This is a genomic window from Yersinia ruckeri ATCC 29473 (assembly GCF_000754815.1).
Lineage (GTDB): Bacteria > Pseudomonadota > Gammaproteobacteria > Enterobacterales > Enterobacteriaceae > Yersinia > Yersinia ruckeri.
Map to the genome: position 1 here is coordinate 3,038,182 of NZ_KN150747.1, position 20,482 is coordinate 3,058,663.

Here is a 20,482-nt window from a genome sequence, read left to right on the forward strand (position 1 = left end):
AAATGAGCAAATACCAACAAAAACCATTACAAATGAGCCGCCGACGTTTCCTGATGGGCACCAGTGCATTAGCGGCGCTTCCTTTAGTTGCCGGTCTGTGGCCGAAATCCGCCTTGGCGGAAGCGATCAGCCAGGCATTACCTCAGTTCCTGGCGCTGCGCCAGGCACAGAAAGGGATTCTGACCGGCGCACACTGGGGCGCATTTGAAGCCATCGTAGAAAATGGCCGCATGGTCGGCGTTCAGCCGATCAAAGACGACCCGTGGCCTAACGATCTGATCACTATGGCACCTTATCAAGTACATGCGGAAAACCGCATCAAATACCCAATGGTTCGCAAAAGCTGGTTGGAAGGCGGGCCGGGTAGTCACACTGAATTACGTGGTCGTGATGAATGGGTACGCGTTAGCTGGGATAAAGCCGTCGAACTGGTGTGTGGGGAAATTACCCGCGTACAAAAAGATCATGGCCCGCAGGCGCTGTATGCCGGTTCTTACGGCTGGAAAAGCGTCGGTATGCTGCACAACAGCCGTACCCTGCTGCAACGTTTGATGAACTTGACCGGCGGTTTCCTCGGTTATGCTGGTGACTACTCCACCGGTGCCGCTCAGGTGATTATGTCCCACGTTGTCGGTTCCATGGAGGTTTATGAGCAACAAACCGCTTGGCCAAACGTGGTGGAAAACAGCGAGCTGGTGATTTTATGGGGTTGTAACCCAATGATCACCTTGAAGAATAGCTGGAATATTCCGGATCACGTCGGCCAAACCGGTTTTGAAGCGCTGAAAAAGAAAGGCACCAAAGTGATCAGTATTGATCCGGTGTATAACGATAGCGCCAAATTTACTAATGCCCAATGGATCGCCCCACGCCCTTATACCGATAGCGCGATGCTGATCGGCATCGCTCATACCTTATTAACTGAAAAATTGTATGATCCCGATTTCGTTAAAACCTACACCGTCGGTTTTGACAAATTCCAAGCCTACTTACTGGGTGAAAACGATGGTCAGCCTAAAAATGCTGAATGGGCGGCAGATATCAGTGGCGTTGATGCTGAAGTCCTGCGGCAGCTAGCACGAGATATGGCCAAACAGCGCACCATGATTATGGGCGGCTGGGGGATTCAGCGCCAGCATCACGGCGAGCAGCAGCACTGGCTGTTAGTCACGGTGGCGTCAATGCTCGGCCAAGTTGGTTTACCGGGTGGCGGCTTCGGTTTCAGCTATCACTACTCTTCCGGTGGTAGCCCGACAGCCAAAGGCGGCATTTTGCCCGGTATTTCTGCCGGTAACGCACCGAAGAACTCTCCGGCACCGATTCCGGTAGCACGCATTGCAGAATGTCTGACCAATCCGGGAAAAACCATCGATTTCAACGGTACCAAAGTCACTTATCCCGATGTGAAAATGGTATACGTGGCCGGTGGTAACACCTTCCACCAGCATCAAGACACCAACAATCTGATCAAGGCTTGGCAGCACCCTGAAACCATCGTGGTTAACGAACCCTACTGGACAGCGACGGCCAAATACGCCGATATCGTGTTACCCGCAACCACCAGCTACGAACGCAACGATCTGGAAATGGGCGGCGATTACTCGCAACTCTATGTTTTCCCGATGCATCAGTGCGTGCCACCGCAGCATGAATCGCGCAATGATTTCGATATTTTCGCCGCCATGGCAACCAAACTGGGAGTGATCGATGCCTTTACCGACGGTAAAGACGAAACCCAGTGGTTGAAATCCATGTACGACGATATGAAATCCCAAGCCAGAACGGCACGGGTTGCCCTGCCGCCATTTGATATGTTCTGGCAGTCGAATAACTACATTCGCTTCCCTATTCCAGAAGCCAATAAGCAATGGGTCCGTTTTGCCGATTATCGAGAAAATCCGCTGCTGAACCCGCTGGGTACACCTTCAGGCAAGATTGAGATCTATTCAGATGCCATTGCCAAAATGGGTTATGCCGATTGTCAGGGCATTCCGACCTGGATGCCTCCGCACGAATGGTATCGCGGGCCGGAAGCGAAAAAGTATCCGTTGTCACTCAATACGGCGCACCCGATCAACCGATTGCATTCCCAGTTGGATAATACGCCATTGCGGAAAAAGTACGCGGTTGCCGATCGCGAAGCTATTTTAATCAACCCGCAGGATGCCAGTGCCCGTGGTATTACTAATGGCGATCTGGTTCGCGCCTTTAATGACCGTGGGCAGATTCTGGTGGGTGCAGTGATCACCGAAGATGTTCGTCCGGGCGTGGTACGCGTCAGTGAAGGGGCGTGGTTTGATCCGGCAGAACCCGCAGAACAGGGTTCTATCTGTAAAAACGGCAATATCAATTGCCTGACTTTCGATATCGGTTCATCCAGTCTGGCGCAGGGTAACTGTGGCCAAATGGCACAGTTGGAAATTGAGAGGTACAGTGGGCCAGTGCTGAAAAATACCGCCCACGCGGTGCCTGCTGGCGCTTAACCGCATCAATGTATCACTGATAAATCAAGGCGATATCTAATATCGCCTTTTTTATGCCTGAAATTCTCTGTTTTCATCAGAATGGCGCGGTAGCGGCTTCCAGTTGAATCAGATACACCAATGCCTCTTGACGATGGGTATGACACATTTCCCGCTGGGCTTGCAGGCTGGCACACACTTTCGGACGTTGCGGGGAGTAAAAAATACCGCAGCGCATATCAATGGACAAATGAATACAACGAACGTTGGCGGGTTTGCCCAAAGGCATTCCGGGAATGGGGCTGGAAATCGAGGGAGCAATGCAACAAGCACCGCAATCTGAGCGACAGTCCATCAGTCATTCTCCGGTGGGCTGGCAGGGTTGATGGTGGACAATAGCAAGCGCCCCCCATAACTGCCATGACTATTATTTGAAGCTGCCATCCGGCGTCAGTAAATGCTGTCATTACCCATAACTCTGTCTGTTTTTTAACCTAACACTTAGCTTTAACCCTCACTCCGCAGAAAATCTGCCGTTAATTATTCAGAGCCAGCTTATTCCGCTATTTACACTGGCTCACCGCCAATGTACCATTGAGCTAGTACAAAAGAACTTTACCCTCACTGGGTCTTTCAGGAGCAATAGATGTCAATGGACTCTACTCAGTCCCCATCCCGCCCGTCCATTCTTGGCGGCGCGATGATCGTAGCAGGTACCGCCGTCGGCGCGGGAATGTTCTCAATCCCCATTGTTACCGCAGGCGTTTGGTTTAGCGGATCTGTCGCGCTGCTGATCTATACCTGGGCATGTATGCTGATTTCCGGCCTGATGATTCTGGAAGCCAACCTGAACTACCCGACCGGTGCCAGCTTCCATACTATGGTGCAAGATCTGCTCGGCCGCATGTGGAGTTCGATTAACGGCCTCTCCATTACTTTCGTACTTTATATTCTGACTTATGCCTATATCTCGGCGGGTGGTTCAATTATTGCCCATACGCTAAATGGTATTGTTGGTGTTGGCCAAACCAGCGCCGGTCTAGTCTTCGCGGCAATTGTCGCCTTTATCGTCTGGTTATCCACCCGTGCCGTTGACCGCTTAAGCACTATATTAATTGGCGGAATGGTTATCACATTCATCATGTCAGTTGGTGATATGTATACCCACGTGCAGGCCGAGGTGTTATTTAACCAGAACCAGAGCAACGCCAGTTATCTGCCTTATGCGCTGGCTGCGCTGCCTTATCTGCTGACTTCATTTGGCTACCACGGCAACGTGCCGGGGCTAGTGAAGTATTATCGTAAAGATAGCCAATCCGTGGTACGCAGCCTGCTGTACGGCACGCTGATTGCGCTGGCAATTTATATCCTGTGGCAGTATGTGATTCAGGGCAATATTACCCGGGATGCCTTCAAAGTGGTGATCGCCGATGGCGGCAATATTGGTAGCCTGCTAAAACAGATGGATAGCGTTTCCGCTGGCCCAATTACCGGTCAGTTGCTCAATGCCTTCTCCTATATGGCACTGGCTAGCTCATTCCTCGGCGTCTCTCTTGGCTTGTTCGACTATATCGCCGACTTCTTTAAATTCGCCGATGACGGCATCGGTCGGGCAAAATCAGCGCTAGTGACCTTCGTACCGCCAACCATCGGTGCCCTGCTGTTCCCGAACGGTTTCCTGTACGCTATTGGTTTTGCTGGCCTGGCGGCCACCATTTGGGCGGTGATCGTGCCGGCACTGATGGCGCGCGCCACTCGCCGCCGCTTCCCACAGGCAACTTACCGGGCTCCGGGTGGCAAACCCATGATCGGCTTTATCATCGCCTTCGGTCTGATTAACGCCATTGCCCATATCAGTGCATTATTAGGCATACTGCCCGTGTATCAATAAGTTCCTACACTTCCTGCCATCGAGTCATTTCCGTCTCGGTGGTGGGTTCTTTTCTGGCAGAGACTACGCCGTCGATTGATTGCTTGTTCCAGGCCAACATTTCGCGCTTTTTCCTCACTCTTTTTACGCTATCTGCTTGCCTGTAGCCCGCAGCACGGGTAATTTGTCGCAACTTATCTTCAATCCTGATTGGCGGGTTATTTTTATGGCAAGAGCTAACGAAATTAAGCGCGGTATGGCAGTCAACTACAACGGCAAATTGCTGTTGGTAAAAGATATCGACGTACAAAGTCCCAGCGCCCGTGGTGCGAGTACCTTGTACAAAATGCGGTTTTCCGACGTGCGTACCGGTCTGAAAGTGGAAGAGCGTTTTAAAGGTGATGATATTCTCGACACCATCACCCTGAGCCGCCGTTCAGTGAACTTCTCTTATATTGACGGTGACGAATACGTCTTTATGGATGACGAAGATTACACGCCGTACAACTTCAAGAAAGAACAGATTGAAGACGAATTACTGTTTATTCCTGAAGGCGGCATGCCGGGTATGCAAGTCCTGACCATGGAAGGCCAATTGCTGGCGTTGGAATTGCCACAAACGGTAGATATGGAAATTGTGGAAACGGCTCCGAGCATTAAAGGCGCATCTGCCAGTGCCCGTAACAAACCTGCGGTGATGAGTACCGGCCTGTCGATTCAGGTTCCTGAATACATCAGTCCGGGAGAGAAAATCCGCATCCATATCGCGGAACGTCGTTATATGGGACGTGCAGATTAATTCTCGCTGATTCAAACGTTAAGAGCCGGTAAAACCGGCCCTTAACTGTCAACCTATTGAATTAACGTCATTCAGGGAAAAACGCCCGTTTCAACGCCAATTCCACCCCGCGCACTTCAGCCAGCCCTTTCAGACGGCCAATAGCCGAGTAACCCGGATTGGTTTTCTTGTGTAAATCATCCAACATTTGGTGACCATGATCGGGTCGCATCGGAATAGGACGCATATCTCCAGCCTTCTGCCGACGCTGTTCTTCCGTCAGGATGGCTTTCACCACTTCGTACATATCCACATCACCCTGCAAATGCCCACCTTCGTGGAAAGTTTTTGGGTTGCCTTCACGGCAAGTTGAACGCAAATGAGTGAAATGGATGCGGTCGCCAAAGGTTTTGATCATCTTGACCAGATCGTTATCCGCCCGCACACCGTAGGAACCGGTACACAGGGTAAAACCGTTATAAATACTGTCTACGGTTTCTTTCAGCCACTGCATATCTTCAATAGTAGAGACAATCCGTGGCAGACCCAGAATAGGACGCGGAGGATCGTCTGGATGCACCGCCATACGCAAACCTACCTGCTCCGCTACGGGTACGATAGCCCGCAGGAAATAGGCCATATTTTCACGCAGCTTGGCTTTATCGATACCATCATATTCTGCCAGGCGCGCGCGGAATTGATCCAGCGTGTAACCTTCTTCTGCACCCGGTAAACCGGCAATGATATTGGCGGTCAGTTTGGCAATATCCGCCGCCGTCATGGCATCAAAGTAATCTGCCGCTTGAGCCTGTTCTTCGAGGGTATAATCATTCAGCGCCCCCTGACGTTTCAGGATATGTAGATCAAAAGTAGCAAAAGCAATCTGGTCAAAACGCAGCGCTTTGGAACCGTCTGGTAAGGTGTATTCCAGATCGGTACGCGTCCAATCCAGCACCGGCATAAAGTTGTAGCATACGGTATCAATACCGCAATCTGCCAGATTGCGTAACGTCTGCTGATAGTTGGCAATGTGCTGATCAACGTTACCCGAATGGGTTTTGATCTCTTCATGTATCGGCACACTTTCAACCACTGACCATACCAGCCCTTTGGCGGCCAGCTCGGCCTGACGCTTTTTAATCTCTTCAACCGGCCACACTTCACCGTTTGGAATGTGGTGCAGTGCGGTTACAACACCCGTTGCACCAGCCTGACGGATATCATCCAGCGAAACCGGGTCATTCGGGCCATACCAACGCCATGTTTGTTCCATCTGCTTTTACCTTCTCACCTGCATCATCGAAATAGAATTAAGTGGCTATTCATTCAATAACCTGATCGAATGCCTAAATGTTGTTATACCGATTTTTGATAGGTATCACTCAGCTTTAACCTTACTCTTTGGTGGCTCAGTGTCAAAACTCAATACTGAATTGGTTGATCCACCTCACGAATCTGACTGTTTTTGGACTAACCAATTTTATTTTCTGTCATATCACCTTACACTGCAAGCCGCTAAGCATGACAAGATGTGGGGAATTTTCCGTCCAACTATCGGGTGGAACCTGATAAACCAGCAACAAAAACTGGTCTAACATCTTTTCCCCTTGCCGATTTTTATTACTGGTTCCCAACGCCTTACAGACATTGGGAAGGTAAATTATTCTGGAGCGATGTATGAAGACCCTTGCCAATAGCCCCCTTCCCAATACTGTTCATCTGCCGACCTATGATCGCAGTAAGCTGAAAAGCCGTATCGTTCATCTCGGTTTTGGTGCTTTTCACCGTGCCCACCAAGCACTGTTGACCGACCGAGTACTTAATCAGCTCGGTGGCGACTGGGGCATCTGCGAAATCAGCCTGTTTGGTGGAGAAAGTCTGATTCAAGACCTGCGTCGCCAAGATCACCTGTACTCCGTGCTAGAGAAAGGCGCTGAAGGTAATCAGGCCATCGTGGTCGGGGCAGTACACGAATCGCTGCATGCCCGTCTGGATGGCATCATGCAGGTACTGGAAAAACTGGCGGAACCGCAGGTGGCCATAGTTTCCCTGACCATTACCGAAAAAGGTTATTGCATTGAGCCAGGCAGCGGCCAGTTGGATCTGAATCACCCGATGGTGCAAGCCGACCTGGCACTACCGGAAGCTCCCACCTCTGCGCCTGGCGTATTGGTTGAGGCACTACGCCTGCGTCGCGTCCGTGGTTTGCTGCCATTTACCGTGCTGTCTTGCGACAACATTCCGGAAAATGGTGATGTCGTCCGTAACGCGGTGCTGGGTGTTGCCAGCGCTCGCGATCCTGAACTGGCTGAATGGATCAGTCAAAACGTCACCTTCCCCAATACCATGGTGGATCGCATTGTACCGGCAGCGACCGATGAAACCTTGCAGGAAATCGCTGGTGAACTGGGTGTCAACGAACCATGTGGTATTGCCTGCGAACCCTTTATCCAATGGGTTATTGAAGATAAATTCGTCGCCGGTCACCCGGACTGGCAGGCAGTAGGCGCACAGTTGGTTGCTGATGTATTACCTTTCGAAGAAATGAAACTGCGGATGCTGAACGGTAGCCACTCTTTCCTGGCTTATCTGGGATATCTGGCGGGTTATCAACATATTAATGACTGTATGACCGACAATGATTATTTACGTGCGGCTCGTCAGTTAATGATGGACGAACAGGCACCGACACTCAGTGTCAGCGGTATTGATCTGGCTGCTTATGCTGATCGTTTAATCGAACGTTACCGTAATCCGGCGCTGAAACATCGTACCTGGCAAATTGCTATGGATGGAAGCCAGAAATTACCGCAACGCATGCTGGATTCTGTGCGCTGGCACCTGAAGAACGGTGGCCGTTATGATTATCTGACGCTGGGCATTGCCGGCTGGATGCGTTATGTCGGCGGTATTGACGATGCCGGGCAAGAGATTGATATTCGCGATCCGATGCTGGCCAGTTTTAAAGCTTGCATTGCAGAAACAAAAGACGGGGCAGAGCGTGTACAGGCCCTACTGGCATTGAAAGGAATCTTTGGTGAAGAACTGCCGCAACAGACTGAATTTGTTGAAGCTGTGACTCAGGCTTACCTTAACTTGCAACAGCATGGCGCAAAAGAAACTGTCCGCCAATGGGTAGAAAAAAACTCATAGTATGCTTCACCACTGGTCTGAACCCTTGCAGGCCAGTGGTCACTTCCTCTTCGTTCTCCGATATAACCCACACTGATTCAAACAAAGAACCATCAAAGTCAGGATGGTCTGCATCAGATATTTCCGACAGAATATTCTTCACCTGTTGTCACATCATCTGCCAAGCGGCGCCAGGAGACAACCGGTGGCCCGACAGAAACCGTCCGTCTTGAGAAAGTGATGCTGATGACAAAACGGTCATTTCAACCAACATCTGTTAGCTTGCCGACGCCTAACCGACTGAATCAACGATAACTGATCGTAACAATAGCCAAGCTATGCTGTTTATTCAGCCATTCGGTTTTCGAGGTACCCATATTGGCCGGTAACTGCAATGTCATTGCCGAATCGGCAGTAATAACTTGCCGTTGATTAAAAATTTTTCCGTTACGGTAACAATGGGTTTCCAGCGTTTGTACCACAACCTCGAACTGGCAAGATGTATCAACAATGGCACCGGTAAAACTAACGGTGCCAGTATTGGCGGCGTTATCAGCTAAAGCCATTCCGGAAAAACAGATGAGTGCGAGACCTAATAATCGATAATTGCTCATGGTCACCTCAACTCCACTATGCCTGATTAAAGAATAGATGATTCAGGCTAAAGCAATGGCAACGATAAGGCCTTTTTTATCACTCTAATCACCGCATAAGCCATTAAATTAGTTAAGCTAACTGTCTGGTTCCAATTGAATTTCGCACTCAGGCCTCGCTGGTTATCTGAGACAAACTGTGCGATTTTATGAGACCAGTTCATTTTTTTGGTAGGGAGAATGTCAAATCATGTAATATCGCCCGAAAGAATCAGGCTTTCACTACCCTTCATTTTTTTATCTTCTAATTAAATCGTCAATTTTATGTTCAGGAGTGATCTGGTGACAAAAACCAATTTAATTACCGGTTTCCTTGGCAGTGGTAAAACCACGACAATTCGCCACCTCTTATCCCAAAAACCAGAGCACGAAAAGTGGGCGGTATTAGTGAATGAATTTGGTGAAATTGGCATTGATGGTGCCCTGCTTGCCGAGAGCGGTGCGATATTAAAAGAGATTCCAGGTGGCTGCCTGTGTTGTGTTAACGGCCTGCCAATGCAGGTGGGGTTAAATATGTTGCTGCAACAGGCAAAACCGGATCGGTTATTAATCGAACCCACCGGTCTGGGCCATCCCAAAAAGATTCTTTCTCTATTAACTTCTGATGTCTATCAGCCGTGGATCGACCTTAATGCCACTTTATGTCTATTAGATGCACGCCAATTACATGATTCTCGCTATATGGAAAACGAAAACTTTCGCGACCAGTTGGCCGCTGCCGACGTTATTATCGCTAATAAGCGGGATACTTATACTGAGTCTGACCGCCAAGCTCTAGCGACATGGCAGCAAACGCACGGATGTCTGCGCCCGATTTTTAGCGCCGAAGCTGGCAATATTGATGTTTCTCTGTTGGATATCGAGCACAGTAATACTTCAGAATTACCTGATGCTGCTCATCACCATCCTCACCAGCAACCTCAGTCCAAAGGCTTGGCAGCTTTGAGCCTGAAGAATAACGATCCTTGGCGGCGAGCGCTAAATCAAGGGCAAGGCTATCACAGTTGCGGTTGGATATTTCACAGCGACGCGGTTTTTGACACTATTCCACTGTTAGAATGGGTAAGATTAAGTCCTGTTGAACGCGTGAAGGGGGTGATGAGAATTACTGAAGGGGCATTGGTCGTCAACCGTCAGGGCAATGACTTGCAAATAGAAACCCGCCCTACGCCGCCGCCTGATAGTCGCATTGAAGTGATTACCTCGAATGAAAGCGATTGGAATTTGTTGCAAAGTAATTTATTGAAAATTCGTTTACATAAGTAGGTATAATACCCAACGTACGTTTATCTGCTATACCGCATTAAACATTTAAATATATAGGCTCCTGCATGACTCGCCGTAATTTACCGACCATTTTAATACTCAATTTATTGGGTATTGCTCTGCTTTTATCTTGGTATATCCCAACGAATCATGGATGGTGGTTTGCCATTGACTCGGCCATTTTCCACTATTTTAATCAGCACCTACTTTCCAGCCCGACATTTTTGCATGTGGTGGCAATAACCAATAACCGTGCCTTCGACGTCATTTCGCTGCTGTTTATGGGCATGCTTTACCTTTATTTCTACTTAAAAGAAAAGCCCGTTGGGCGCCGTCGCTTAATCGTCATAGGTATTGTGATGCTACTTAGCGCGGTATTTCTTAACCAGTTAGGTCATCTATTACCGGTTAAACGACCAAGCCCTACGCTGGTGTTTGAGAGTATCAACCGCGTTAGCGAATTGACGGGGATTCCTACCAAAGATGCTTCCAGCGATAGTTTTCCCGGCGACCACGGCATGATGCTGATCATATTTGCCTGCTTTATGCTGCGTTATTTCTCTCGTAGCGCATTTGCTCTTGCATTAATGATCGCCATTATCTTCTCGTTGCCACGAATAATGATCGGCGCACACTGGTTCACTGATATTGCTGTCGGCGCACTTTCCATAGTATTGGTTGGTACGAGTTGGATATTACTCACCCCGATCAGTGACCGGTTAATCGATTGGATAAACCAGCGTTTGCCTGGCGCATATCGCCCACCACTCTGATACTGAGATGCCCTTATTTTGGGGAGTATTGACTCCCCCGTGCCTCTCATTATTTGTCGGTATTATCACCTAAACTATCGCGCATTAATTTAAGTCAATGGCGATAAAGTCAACATTAAGATTTTTATCTAAAATTTTACATTATGTTACATCAGTATTTCTTATAGAAATCTATACGAAAGCGCTCGCATTTTATAAGTCATTACGGTAACCTCAAAAACGTTTGCGCTCGAATACCAGTATATTGAGCTTAATCCAATAAAAATTGTGCGTTCCTGCACATTTATTCGGATTAGTCATTGTCTGATTGACAGGGCAACAATAGTCTCACTTCGTTTGGTATTTTTTGGTAGCGACATCCGTCGTAAGGACAGCAAGGGAAAACAATTACAATGGTCAAGTCTCAACCGATTATGAGATATATTCTGCGGTTAATTCCCGCAGTCGCTGCAGCGGTCATGTTATCCGCATGTAGCTCGAGCAACACTTCGAACTTACAGAACGCACAAACTGAGATGCGTGCAGTTAATGATAAGAATGGGCTTTTACTGCAAGCCTCTCAGGATGAATTCGAAGCGATGGTTCGCAACGTTGACATCAAGTCAAAGATTTTAGAGCAGTACGCAGGTTGGAAAGGTGTTCGTTATCGTCTTGGCGGTAGCAGCAAACGCGGTATTGATTGTTCCGCTTTTGTACAACTGACGTTCCGCGAACAATTTGGTATGGATTTACCACGTTCAACTTCCGAACAACAGGATATCGGCAAAACAATCCAACGGACGAAATTGCGTCCCGGTGATCTTGTGCTGTTCCGTGCTGGCTCTACAGGCCGTCATGTGGGTATCTACCTGGGTAATGACAAATTTGTTCACGCTTCGACCAGTATCGGTGTAACGATTTCCAATCTTAGTGATAAATACTGGAATAAACGTTATCAAGATGGTCGCCGTGTACTGAGTGCCCGAACGCAGAGTTAACACACTATTCCTTGCTAGTCCGGAAATACCAAACGAAGAGATCAAAGACGCTGCCACATTGCAGCGTTTTTTGTTGTTTTTGCCATGATCAGCACTTTAAGAATCATCTCTCTTTTTTATCGAAAATATCTTTTGCTGCTACTGTAGCGATCTCAACACACCTAATTATTGTAAAATAATCCGCAGGAAGTTGTGGATGATGGTTTGGCTTAATCGCTGTTGATTATGTCGTCGGCAGGATTTTATTCCGACAACATGACTAAAAAAGTCATCTTAACAATTAAAATAAGATATTATAAAGTTTATTTAATGTGTCCTGCTACATTAAATTAGTCAAAAATATCACAAGGAATTTATTACTTTAATATCCAGATTAAAGTTTACGGCTTAATATCAAACCAGTAGCACTTCAAAGCTAACGTACTTATACTAATAATAGTTTTTATCAGGCTGAGGAGTTGCGCGATCATGGGTTCAAACACTGCGTTCTTTCGCAATATTGTGTCCGCCCACCGCCTGATGAAGAAAAGCGCTATTATTTCGCTGATATTCTTTGTTTTTTTCGTCACCATTACATTGTTACTACTTTATCGCAGCAGCGAACAACGATTGTCGGCTCAAAGTGAGCGCATCATCAGCTATGCATCCCAATTTCTCAATGAGCTGACAACCGATATGTCTCAGTTGATTCCATTAACGGATAAGCCCTGTGAGCAGGCTGAGCCTCTATTGCAATACAAAGCCGCCTTCACCAATGGCGTCAGAGCATTCTTGCTGGTAAAAAACGATATAGCCTATTGCTCATCGGCCACCGGGGAAATGTATTTAAACAGTAAAGCCATTTATCCGAAAATCAATTTATACCAGACGCTGGATTTTAAACTCCAACAAGGTACGCCAGTGGTGCCTAATCTGCCGGTAGCTGCCGTGTGGCTACGTCAGGCTGGTCGCGGCAATACTGGCGTATTAACTACGCTGGAATTGAATCTGCGTCCTTATTTACTGCTGAATTACAGCACCAATGGCGTTAACGGTATGGCCATTGTCATTGGCGATCAGGCGATGACAACCTTCAATACCAAAGTCATTCCTATCGATCAATTGCCGAAAAACGCGGCGCGGGAAATACAAATTCCCGGTTACCCCATTAAATTACTGCTGTATAGCGTCAATTTCACTAGCAATGACATTCGTATTACATTACTCGGTGGTTTGGTATTGTCCGCCTTTATCGGAATTTTGAGTTATTACATTATGTCCAATCGCCAGAATCCGGAAACCGAGATTTTGCGAGGAATGAAACGCGGCGAATTTTTTGTCGAGTATCAACCCGTATTCCATGCAGACAATCGTAAAATCTCCGGTATAGAGGCGTTGATTCGTTGGGAGCACCCCACTGAAGGTCGTATCCCACCTGATTTATTTATTCCCTATGCCGAGGCCCGGGGACTAATACGATTACTCACCTGCCATCTTTTTGATTTGATTATTGCCGATGCGGACAAAATACTGGGTATCCTGCCTGCGGAAACCAAACTCGCGTTTAATATTTCGCCACTTCATCTGAGTGACCCCAAGTTTCGTTATGATGTACTTAACCTGCTGAGACAACTTCCCACAGGTTTTTCTCCTATTTTCGAAATTACCGAACGGGGCATGGTGGAGCAGGAACAAGCCATCAGCCAGTTTGCCTGGTTGCGTGAGCAAGGGGTGAAAATTGCGGTGGATGATTTTGGTACCGGCCACAGTGCGCTAATCTATCTGGAACGCTTTACTCTGGACTATATTAAAATCGATCGGGCATTCGTAAATTCGCTGAGTGTTGAAAACATGACCGCACCGGTTTTGGATTCGGTATTGATGTTGGCCAACAAACTGAACATCGAAACCGTCGCTGAAGGTGTAGAAACGGAGCAACAGTTGCAATATCTGATTGATCACGGTGTTAATTTCTTGCAAGGCTATTTACTCAGTCGGCCATTAGGTCTGGATAACTTGCTGAAATTTTGTAACAAAAACAATTCCTGTTAAAATTTGCCTTATAGCCCCCACTCCTGATAGGTTTAATTAAAGTATTTGTAAGCCAAATTAGTAGGGATTCACCGTTATTATGTTCTTACGGATATTGACCGCATTGATCGCAGCCATCTTTAGTTTTGGCCTGCATGCAGAAACGCTAAATGAGAGTGTGGCATTTTCTTTATTAGGCAATCCAAAATACGCCTCGGACTTCACCCAGTTTGACTATGTTAACCCGGCGGCGCCTAAAGGCGGTGACGTCACGCTAGCAACGATTGGTACCTTTGATAATTTTAACGTCTACGCCCTGCGAGGCGTGGCGGCTGTTGGCTCTGAGCGACTCTATGACAGTCTATTTGCCACTTCAGATGATGAGGTTGGCGGCTATTATCCACTGGTGGCAGAATCCGCACGCTATCCCGCTGATATGCATTGGGTCGAGATCAACATCAACCCGCGCGCCCGCTTTCATGACAATCAACCGATTACCGCTAATGATGTGGCCTTTACCTTTAAAAAATTCATGACCGAAGGTGTACCACAATTTCGCACCACCTTTAAAGGTGTCGACGTTAAAGCCATTTCCCGCCTGACGGTTAGAATTGAATTTCCGCAACCGAGCAAAGACCAGTTATTAAGTTTGATTGGCCTACCGATTTTACCCGCTCATTACTGGCAAAATCACAAACTGAGCGACCCGCTAAGTAAGCCGCCGCTGGGCAGTGGTCCCTATCGCGTTGGTGATTATCGCATCGGCCAATACCTGACTTACCAGCGAGTGCGTGATTATTGGGCTGCCAACCTACCGGTTAACCGTGGCCTGTATAATTTCGATACTATCCGCTATGACTATTATCTGGATGACAAAGTCGCGCTGGAAGCCTTTAAAGCAGGTGCCTTTGATTTACGTGAAGAAACCTCTCCCAAAAGCTGGGCAACACAATATGTAGGAAGTAACTTCGCCAAAAATTACATTATCAAGCAGGACTTAGCTGATAAGTCAGCACAAAATACACGCTGGCTGGCGTTTAATATTCAACGTCCTTTATTCGCGGATCGTCGGGTACGTCAGGCGCTCACCTTGGCGTTTGATTTCGACTGGATGAATAAAGCCTTCTACTTCAATAGCTACCAACGTACTAACAGTTTCTTCCAGAATACTCAATATGCCGCCCAAGGCTATCCTGACAGCGCCGAACTCGCCTGGCTGGCGCCATTAAAAGGCAAAATCCCGCCTGAAGTATTTGAGAAGATTTATCAGCCGCCCTCCAGTAATGGGAGCGGTAATGACCGAGATAATCTGCTTAAAGCCCGCGAACTGCTGCAACAAGCGGGTTGGGAAGTCAAGAATCAGCGCTTGATCAACAATAAAACGGGTCAACCTTTTACTTTTGAATTGTTATTGCTCAGCGGGAGTAATTTTCAATATGTGCAACCGTTCAGGCATAACCTGCAACGATTGGGCATTACCATGAATATTCGCGAAGTCGACAGTTCCCAGTTCCTGAATCGCCTGCGTAACCGCGATTTCGATATGCTACCTGCCGTCTATCCGGCCTTTACCTATCCCAGCACTTACCTGCGGCTGTACTGGAGTAGCGACTACATCAACTCCACCTATAACCGCCCTGGCGTTAGCGATGTGGCCATTGATAGCCTGATTAAGCAAATTATCAACCATCAGGATCAGCCTGAAGCGTTGGTTTCCCTGGGGCGGGCGCTAGACCGCGTACTAACTTGGAATAACTTCATGATTCCGATGTGGTATTCCAATCACACTCGCTTTGCCTACTGGGACAAATTCTCAATGCCCGCCGTGCGCCCTACCTATTCGCTGGGATTTGACAGTTGGTGGTTCGATGTTAATAAAGCCGCGAATTTACCGGCTGAACGGCGCTAGGGGGTAAACAATGGGGGCTTATCTATTACGTCGTTTATTATTGGTCATTCCCACTTTGTGGGCGATTATCACCATCAATTTTTTCATTGTACAAATCGCGCCCGGCGGCCCAGTAGATCAGGCGATTGCCAATATCGAATTCGGTCAGCACAGTGGTTTAAACCGTGCTTCTGACGGCAATCTGGGCGGTGCAAAAGTTGGCATCAGTGCCGGTTTGCCCGGTGACAGTCAATATCGGGGTTCCCGTGGTCTGGATCCAGAAGTCATCGCCGAAATCAAACAACGATTCGGTTTCGATAAGCCGTTGCACCAACGCTATTTTGAGATGCTGTGGCGCTATGCTCGCTTCGATTTTGGCGACAGTCTGTTTCGCGGCGAAACCGTAATGGCGTTAGTCAAAAATAGCCTGCCCGTCTCTATTTCCCTCGGTCTGTGGAGTACCCTGATCATTTATCTGGTCTCCATTCCACTGGGTATCAAGAAAGCGGTTCGTAGCGGAACGCCCTTCGATACTTGGAGCAGTACGCTGATTATTCTTGGCTATGCCATTCCGTCCTTCTTGTTTGCCATTCTATTAATCGTACTGTTTTCCGGCGGCAGTTATTTCGACTGGTTCCCGCTGCGCGGACTGGTTTCCAGTAATTTTGATACCCTACCCTGGTATGGAAAAATCACCGATTATCTCTGGCATATCACACTACCGGTGCTGGCTACCGTGATCGGCGGCTTCGCCACCTTAACCATGCTGACCAAAAATTCATTTTTGGACGAGATCCGCAAACACTATGTGATTACCGCGCGTGCCAAAGGGCTGAGCGAAGAAAAAATTCTCTATCGCCATGTATTTCGCAATGCAATGCTACTGGTGATTGCCGGTTTTCCCGCCACCTTTATCAGCATGTTTTTCACCGGTTCTTTGCTTATCGAAGTGATGTTCTCACTCAATGGCCTCGGGCTACTGGGCTACGACGCGACGCTACAACGAGATTATCCGGTGATGTTTGGCACTCTGTATATCTTCACGCTGATTGGCCTGCTGTTGAATATTGTCAGTGATATGACTTACACGCTGGTGGATCCACGTATTGATTTCGAGGGTCGCCAATGAGTTCGCTCAGTGATATCAACCGCGCACGCTGGGCGCGATTCAAGCATAACCGACGTGGCTATTGGTCGCTGTGGCTGTTTATGACCCTGTTTATCATCAGTCTGTTTGCCGAATTTATTGCCAATGACCGACCGTTGCTGGTGAGTTATCAGGGTAAGCTATATCTGCCCTTTATGGTGAATTACAACGAAACGACCTTCGGCGGCGTGCTAACGACTGCGGCTGATTATCAGGATCCTTTTGTGATCCGTCAGATAGAAAATCACGGTTGGGCTATTTGGGCTCCGATCCGTTATGCCAATAACACCATTAATTTCAACACGCAGATTCCCTTTCCATCACCGCCGAGCCGCACCAACTGGCTAGGTACTGACAGTAACGGTAATGATGTACTGGCTCAGGTGATTTACGGTTTCCGTATATCCATGCTGTTCGGCTTAACTTTGACGTTGTTTTCCAGCCTGATAGGGATTGCCGTTGGGGCAATACAGGGTTATTACGGCGGAAAAATCGATCTGTGGGGGCAAAGATTTATCGAAGTCTGGTCGGGTATGCCAACCCTATTCTTGGTCATTCTACTCTCGAGTATTATTCAACCCAACTTCTGGTGGCTACTGGTGATTACCGTTTTATTCGGCTGGATGGCGCTGGTTGGCGTGGTACGAGCTGAATTTCTTCGCACCCGTAACTACGATTACATCCGTGCGGCACGAGCAATGGGCGTACAGGATCGCGTGATTATGTCACGCCATATATTACCCAATGCAATGGTAGCCACGCTAACATTTATGCCATTTATTCTTTGTGGATCGATTACCACCCTGACCTCACTGGATTTCCTTGGCTTTGGTTTGCCGATCGGCTCGCCATCATTGGGCGGATTGTTGCTGGAAGGGAAAAACAATTTACAGGCTCCCTGGTTGGGATTAACGGCATTTATCACGCTGGCAATGCTGCTTTCTCTGTTGATTTTCATCGGCGAAGCGGTACGTGACGCTTTCGACCCAAGCAAGGCATACTGATATGTCCACCTCAACCCCGCTGCTGGATATCCAGAATCTCAGTATTGCGTTTCGTCAAAATCTGCAAGAACGACAAGTTGTCAGCCAACTTTCGTTACAGATTGAGGCGGGGGAAACCTTAGCATTAGTGGGTGAATCTGGCTCAGGCAAAAGCGTGACCGCGCTGTCAGTGCTGCGGTTGTTACCCTCTCCACCGGTGATTTATCCCAGTGGGGATATTCTGTTTGCCGGTCAATCGCTACTCCATGCTCATGAAGACCACCTACGCAGTATTCGCGGTAACCAGATTGCCATGATTTTTCAGGAACCGATGGTATCGCTCAATCCACTGCACAGCATTGAAAAACAGCTGGCGGAAGTGTTGTCACTCCATCGGAATATGAGGCAAGAAGCGGCGCGCGCCGAAATCATCAGTTGTCTGGATCGCGTCGGTATCCGCAATGCCAAAATGCGTCTGGGCGATTTTCCCCATCAACTATCTGGCGGTGAACAGCAACGGGTCATGATTGCAATGGCGGTGCTAACCCAACCTAAGTTATTGATTGCCGATGAACCCACCACGGCGCTGGATGTCTCTGTACAGGCGCAGATCCTATCCTTGTTGAAGGAACTCAAACAAGAATTAGGCATGAGCTTGCTGTTTATCACCCATAACCTGAATATTGTCCGCCGGTTGGCCGATAACGTCGCGGTGATGCGTGAAGGCCGCAGAGTGGAGCTTAATAGCCGTCAGGCGCTGTTTTCTCACCCACAGCACCCCTACACCCGACAATTGCTTGATGCCGAACCTCAGGGCGAGCCACTGCCGTTGCCGCCGATGACCGAACCGTTGCTACAGGTAAAAAATTTACAGGTCGCTTTCCCGATTAAAAAAGGGCTGCTGCGACGAACGGTAGCTCACCACTATGCGGTCAACGGCGTCAGTTTTGATTTACGTCCGGGAGAGAGTTTAGGTTTGGTGGGCGAATCCGGTTCGGGTAAAAGCACCACCGGGCTGGCATTGCTGCGTTTACTGCCCTCCTCGGGGGAAATACTGTTTGCGGGTCAGCCACTGCACCGCTTCAATGCCAAACAGATGTTGCCCTTCCGCAGCCGGATACAAGTGGTATTTCAGGATCCTTATTCAGCACTCAATCCACGCCTGGCTGTTTGGCAAATTATTGCCGAAGGCTTGGAGGTTCATCAAAAACTCACCGTTGCCGAGCGGGAACAGCGCGTCATCACCGCAATGGAAGAAGTGGGGCTAAATCCAGAAACCCGTCACCGTTATCCAACTGAGTTTTCCGGTGGACAGCGTCAGCGAATTGCGATTGCCCGGGCGTTGATATTACAACCGCAGCTATTAATTCTCGATGAGCCGACGTCGTCATTGGATAAATCGGTGCAGGCTCAGATTCTGGCACTGCTAAAATCACTTCAGCAACGTCATCAACTAAGCTATCTGTTTATCAGCCATGATTTGCAGGTGGTGAAATCACTTTGCCACCAGTTAATCGTCCTGAAACAAGGCGAGGTCGTGGAACAAGGAGAATGCAGGCAAGTACTGACTTCTCCGACGCAGCTTTACACTCAGCAGCTACTGCAACTGGCCGATTGAAAAACCGTCGGTATCATCAAAAAGGATAGAGCGCGGTCATGGTTTCTGCGATGGCCACACCCACATCTTTCAAGCGGCACATCGCGGCACTTTCGTCATGGCAGTGTACAAACAGGCAAGGTTCCCCTTCCCATTCAACAATGGCCGAATCAACCTGAATCTCTTGCAGTGAAAGGTGCAGGCGCTGCATCACCAGCTTGGCGGAATGACCGTCATGGCTCAGTAATTTCAACCCCATCAGGTTATTTTTTTCGTCTATCGTCGCTAGCGGAAGCGGTTCAACCTTAACGCCGATGAAACCGGACAACCAACGATAACTTTGCGGCAGACGATGTACTACCGAAAGTTGAATATTATTCACGCGTCTTTCCTAGTAAAAATTAACAACAATGATGACAAAAGCACAACAAGGTCACATGCTAACTAAGTTATAGCCGTTAAAGCGCCATTATGCCTGATTAGAACCCCATTAATATGTAAATTAATAACAATCTATAAACGTATCTTCAACAAGATTGTTTTCAGTCATTTCTGGCTTTTTCTGGCTTTTTCCCGCTTTCCCACACTAACTGAAAAAGCGAGTTTGAGATTTAGATCCCATTTTTTCGTTATATGTATACCTTTCCGCCCACTATCTCAACCATTTTTCTTGCAAGTCGGTTACCTAGTCTTCGTTTATATTTTACAAGTAAGGAACACTTTAGCCGGATACAACATCAGAATAATAGACTTATCTACTTGATAATAATAAAACTAACTGAATTTTCCATTACCTGAATTGGCGTTTTTATCGGGTATATTTCCCGAATGATGACTTTCCTTATTTTAACTTAGTCACAAAACAAATTAACAAGTAATAAACATTATTATTATCACGCTAACCAATATAACACTGTCATCTGACAAAATATCGCATCAAGGACAT

General features: G+C 47.9%; 17 protein-coding genes. 12 read left to right on the top strand and 5 right to left on the bottom strand.

What is annotated here, in order from left to right:
- Positions 1-2 precede the first annotated feature (2 nt).
- A complete protein-coding gene (torA, locus tag DJ39_RS13630; RefSeq protein ID WP_004720905.1) occupies positions 3-2,483 on the top strand; it encodes a trimethylamine-N-oxide reductase TorA in 2,481 nt (826 codons plus the stop codon).
- Between the two features lie 76 nt (positions 2,484-2,559).
- Here torA and DJ39_RS13635 read toward each other — a convergent pair whose 3' ends face one another.
- Positions 2,560-2,817, bottom strand: a complete 258-nt coding sequence (locus DJ39_RS13635) for a YkgJ family cysteine cluster protein (RefSeq protein ID WP_038244141.1) — start codon at positions 2,815-2,817, stop codon at positions 2,560-2,562.
- A 291-nt stretch (positions 2,818-3,108) separates the two neighbouring features.
- On the opposite strand from DJ39_RS13635, the gene mtr reads away from it, so the two are divergent.
- Positions 3,109-4,353 (top strand): tryptophan permease, encoded by a 1,245-nt coding sequence (gene mtr, locus DJ39_RS13640; RefSeq protein ID WP_038244143.1) that lies wholly within the window; start codon positions 3,109-3,111, stop codon positions 4,351-4,353.
- A gap of 4 nt (positions 4,354-4,357) precedes the next feature.
- Here mtr and DJ39_RS18010 read toward each other — a convergent pair whose 3' ends face one another.
- On the bottom strand, positions 4,358-4,525 hold the full coding sequence (locus tag DJ39_RS18010; RefSeq protein ID WP_155115567.1) for a hypothetical protein: 168 nt from the start codon (positions 4,523-4,525) through the stop codon (positions 4,358-4,360).
- A gap of 33 nt (positions 4,526-4,558) precedes the next feature.
- On the opposite strand from DJ39_RS18010, the gene yeiP reads away from it, so the two are divergent.
- On the top strand, positions 4,559-5,131 hold the full coding sequence (yeiP, locus tag DJ39_RS13645; RefSeq protein WP_038244146.1) for an elongation factor P-like protein YeiP: 573 nt from the start codon (positions 4,559-4,561) through the stop codon (positions 5,129-5,131).
- Positions 5,132-5,198: 67 nt separating this feature from the next.
- Here yeiP and uxuA read toward each other — a convergent pair whose 3' ends face one another.
- Complete coding sequence (gene uxuA, locus DJ39_RS13650) at positions 5,199-6,383, bottom strand: mannonate dehydratase (protein ID WP_004720917.1); 1,185 nt, start codon at positions 6,381-6,383, stop codon at positions 5,199-5,201.
- Positions 6,384-6,787: 404 nt separating this feature from the next.
- Here uxuA and DJ39_RS13655 point away from each other — a divergent pair, with 404 nt between their 5' ends.
- Positions 6,788-8,263, top strand: coding sequence for a mannitol dehydrogenase family protein (locus DJ39_RS13655; protein ID WP_004720922.1), 1,476 nt, complete (start codon positions 6,788-6,790; stop codon positions 8,261-8,263).
- A gap of 284 nt (positions 8,264-8,547) precedes the next feature.
- Here DJ39_RS13655 and DJ39_RS13660 read toward each other — a convergent pair whose 3' ends face one another.
- Entirely contained in the window at positions 8,548-8,856 is a 309-nt protein-coding gene (locus tag DJ39_RS13660) for a hypothetical protein (protein WP_038244155.1), read from the bottom strand.
- Between the two features lie 321 nt (positions 8,857-9,177).
- On the opposite strand from DJ39_RS13660, the gene DJ39_RS13665 reads away from it, so the two are divergent.
- The 8 genes from DJ39_RS13665 (at position 9,178) to yejF (ending at position 19,557) form a co-directional block, all read left to right on the top strand.
- Positions 9,178-10,161: a CobW family GTP-binding protein gene (locus DJ39_RS13665; RefSeq protein ID WP_038244158.1), complete on the top strand. Its 984-nt coding sequence runs from the start codon at positions 9,178-9,180 to the stop codon at positions 10,159-10,161.
- Positions 10,162-10,226: 65 nt separating this feature from the next.
- The gene (locus DJ39_RS13670; protein ID WP_004720926.1) at positions 10,227-10,934 is read left to right on the top strand and encodes a phosphatase PAP2 family protein; all 708 of its coding nucleotides are present in this window, start codon (positions 10,227-10,229) and stop codon (positions 10,932-10,934) included.
- Between the two features lie 392 nt (positions 10,935-11,326).
- Positions 11,327-11,911 (top strand): bifunctional murein DD-endopeptidase/murein LD-carboxypeptidase, encoded by a 585-nt coding sequence (mepS, locus tag DJ39_RS13675; protein WP_038244163.1) that lies wholly within the window; start codon positions 11,327-11,329, stop codon positions 11,909-11,911.
- A 468-nt stretch (positions 11,912-12,379) separates the two neighbouring features.
- The gene (locus DJ39_RS13680; protein ID WP_038251473.1) at positions 12,380-13,942 is read left to right on the top strand and encodes a cyclic di-GMP phosphodiesterase; all 1,563 of its coding nucleotides are present in this window, start codon (positions 12,380-12,382) and stop codon (positions 13,940-13,942) included.
- A 79-nt stretch (positions 13,943-14,021) separates the two neighbouring features.
- A complete protein-coding gene (locus DJ39_RS13685; RefSeq protein ID WP_004720932.1) occupies positions 14,022-15,830 on the top strand; it encodes an extracellular solute-binding protein in 1,809 nt (602 codons plus the stop codon).
- A gap of 10 nt (positions 15,831-15,840) precedes the next feature.
- Positions 15,841-16,938 (top strand): microcin C ABC transporter permease YejB, encoded by a 1,098-nt coding sequence (locus tag DJ39_RS13690; protein WP_004720934.1) that lies wholly within the window; start codon positions 15,841-15,843, stop codon positions 16,936-16,938.
- Positions 16,935-17,960, top strand: a complete 1,026-nt coding sequence (locus DJ39_RS13695) for an ABC transporter permease (RefSeq protein WP_038251474.1) — start codon at positions 16,935-16,937, stop codon at positions 17,958-17,960. The genes DJ39_RS13690 and DJ39_RS13695 overlap by 4 nt, the downstream gene beginning before the upstream one ends.
- Before the next feature lies 1 nt (position 17,961).
- On the top strand, positions 17,962-19,557 hold the full coding sequence (gene yejF / locus DJ39_RS13700) for a microcin C ABC transporter ATP-binding protein YejF (RefSeq protein ID WP_004720937.1): 1,596 nt from the start codon (positions 17,962-17,964) through the stop codon (positions 19,555-19,557).
- Positions 19,558-19,573: 16 nt separating this feature from the next.
- Here the strand turns inward: yejF and DJ39_RS13705 are convergent, their stop codons facing one another.
- On the bottom strand, positions 19,574-19,918 hold the full coding sequence (locus DJ39_RS13705; RefSeq protein WP_004720939.1) for a YejG family protein: 345 nt from the start codon (positions 19,916-19,918) through the stop codon (positions 19,574-19,576).
- Positions 19,919-20,482: the final 564 nt, after the last annotated feature.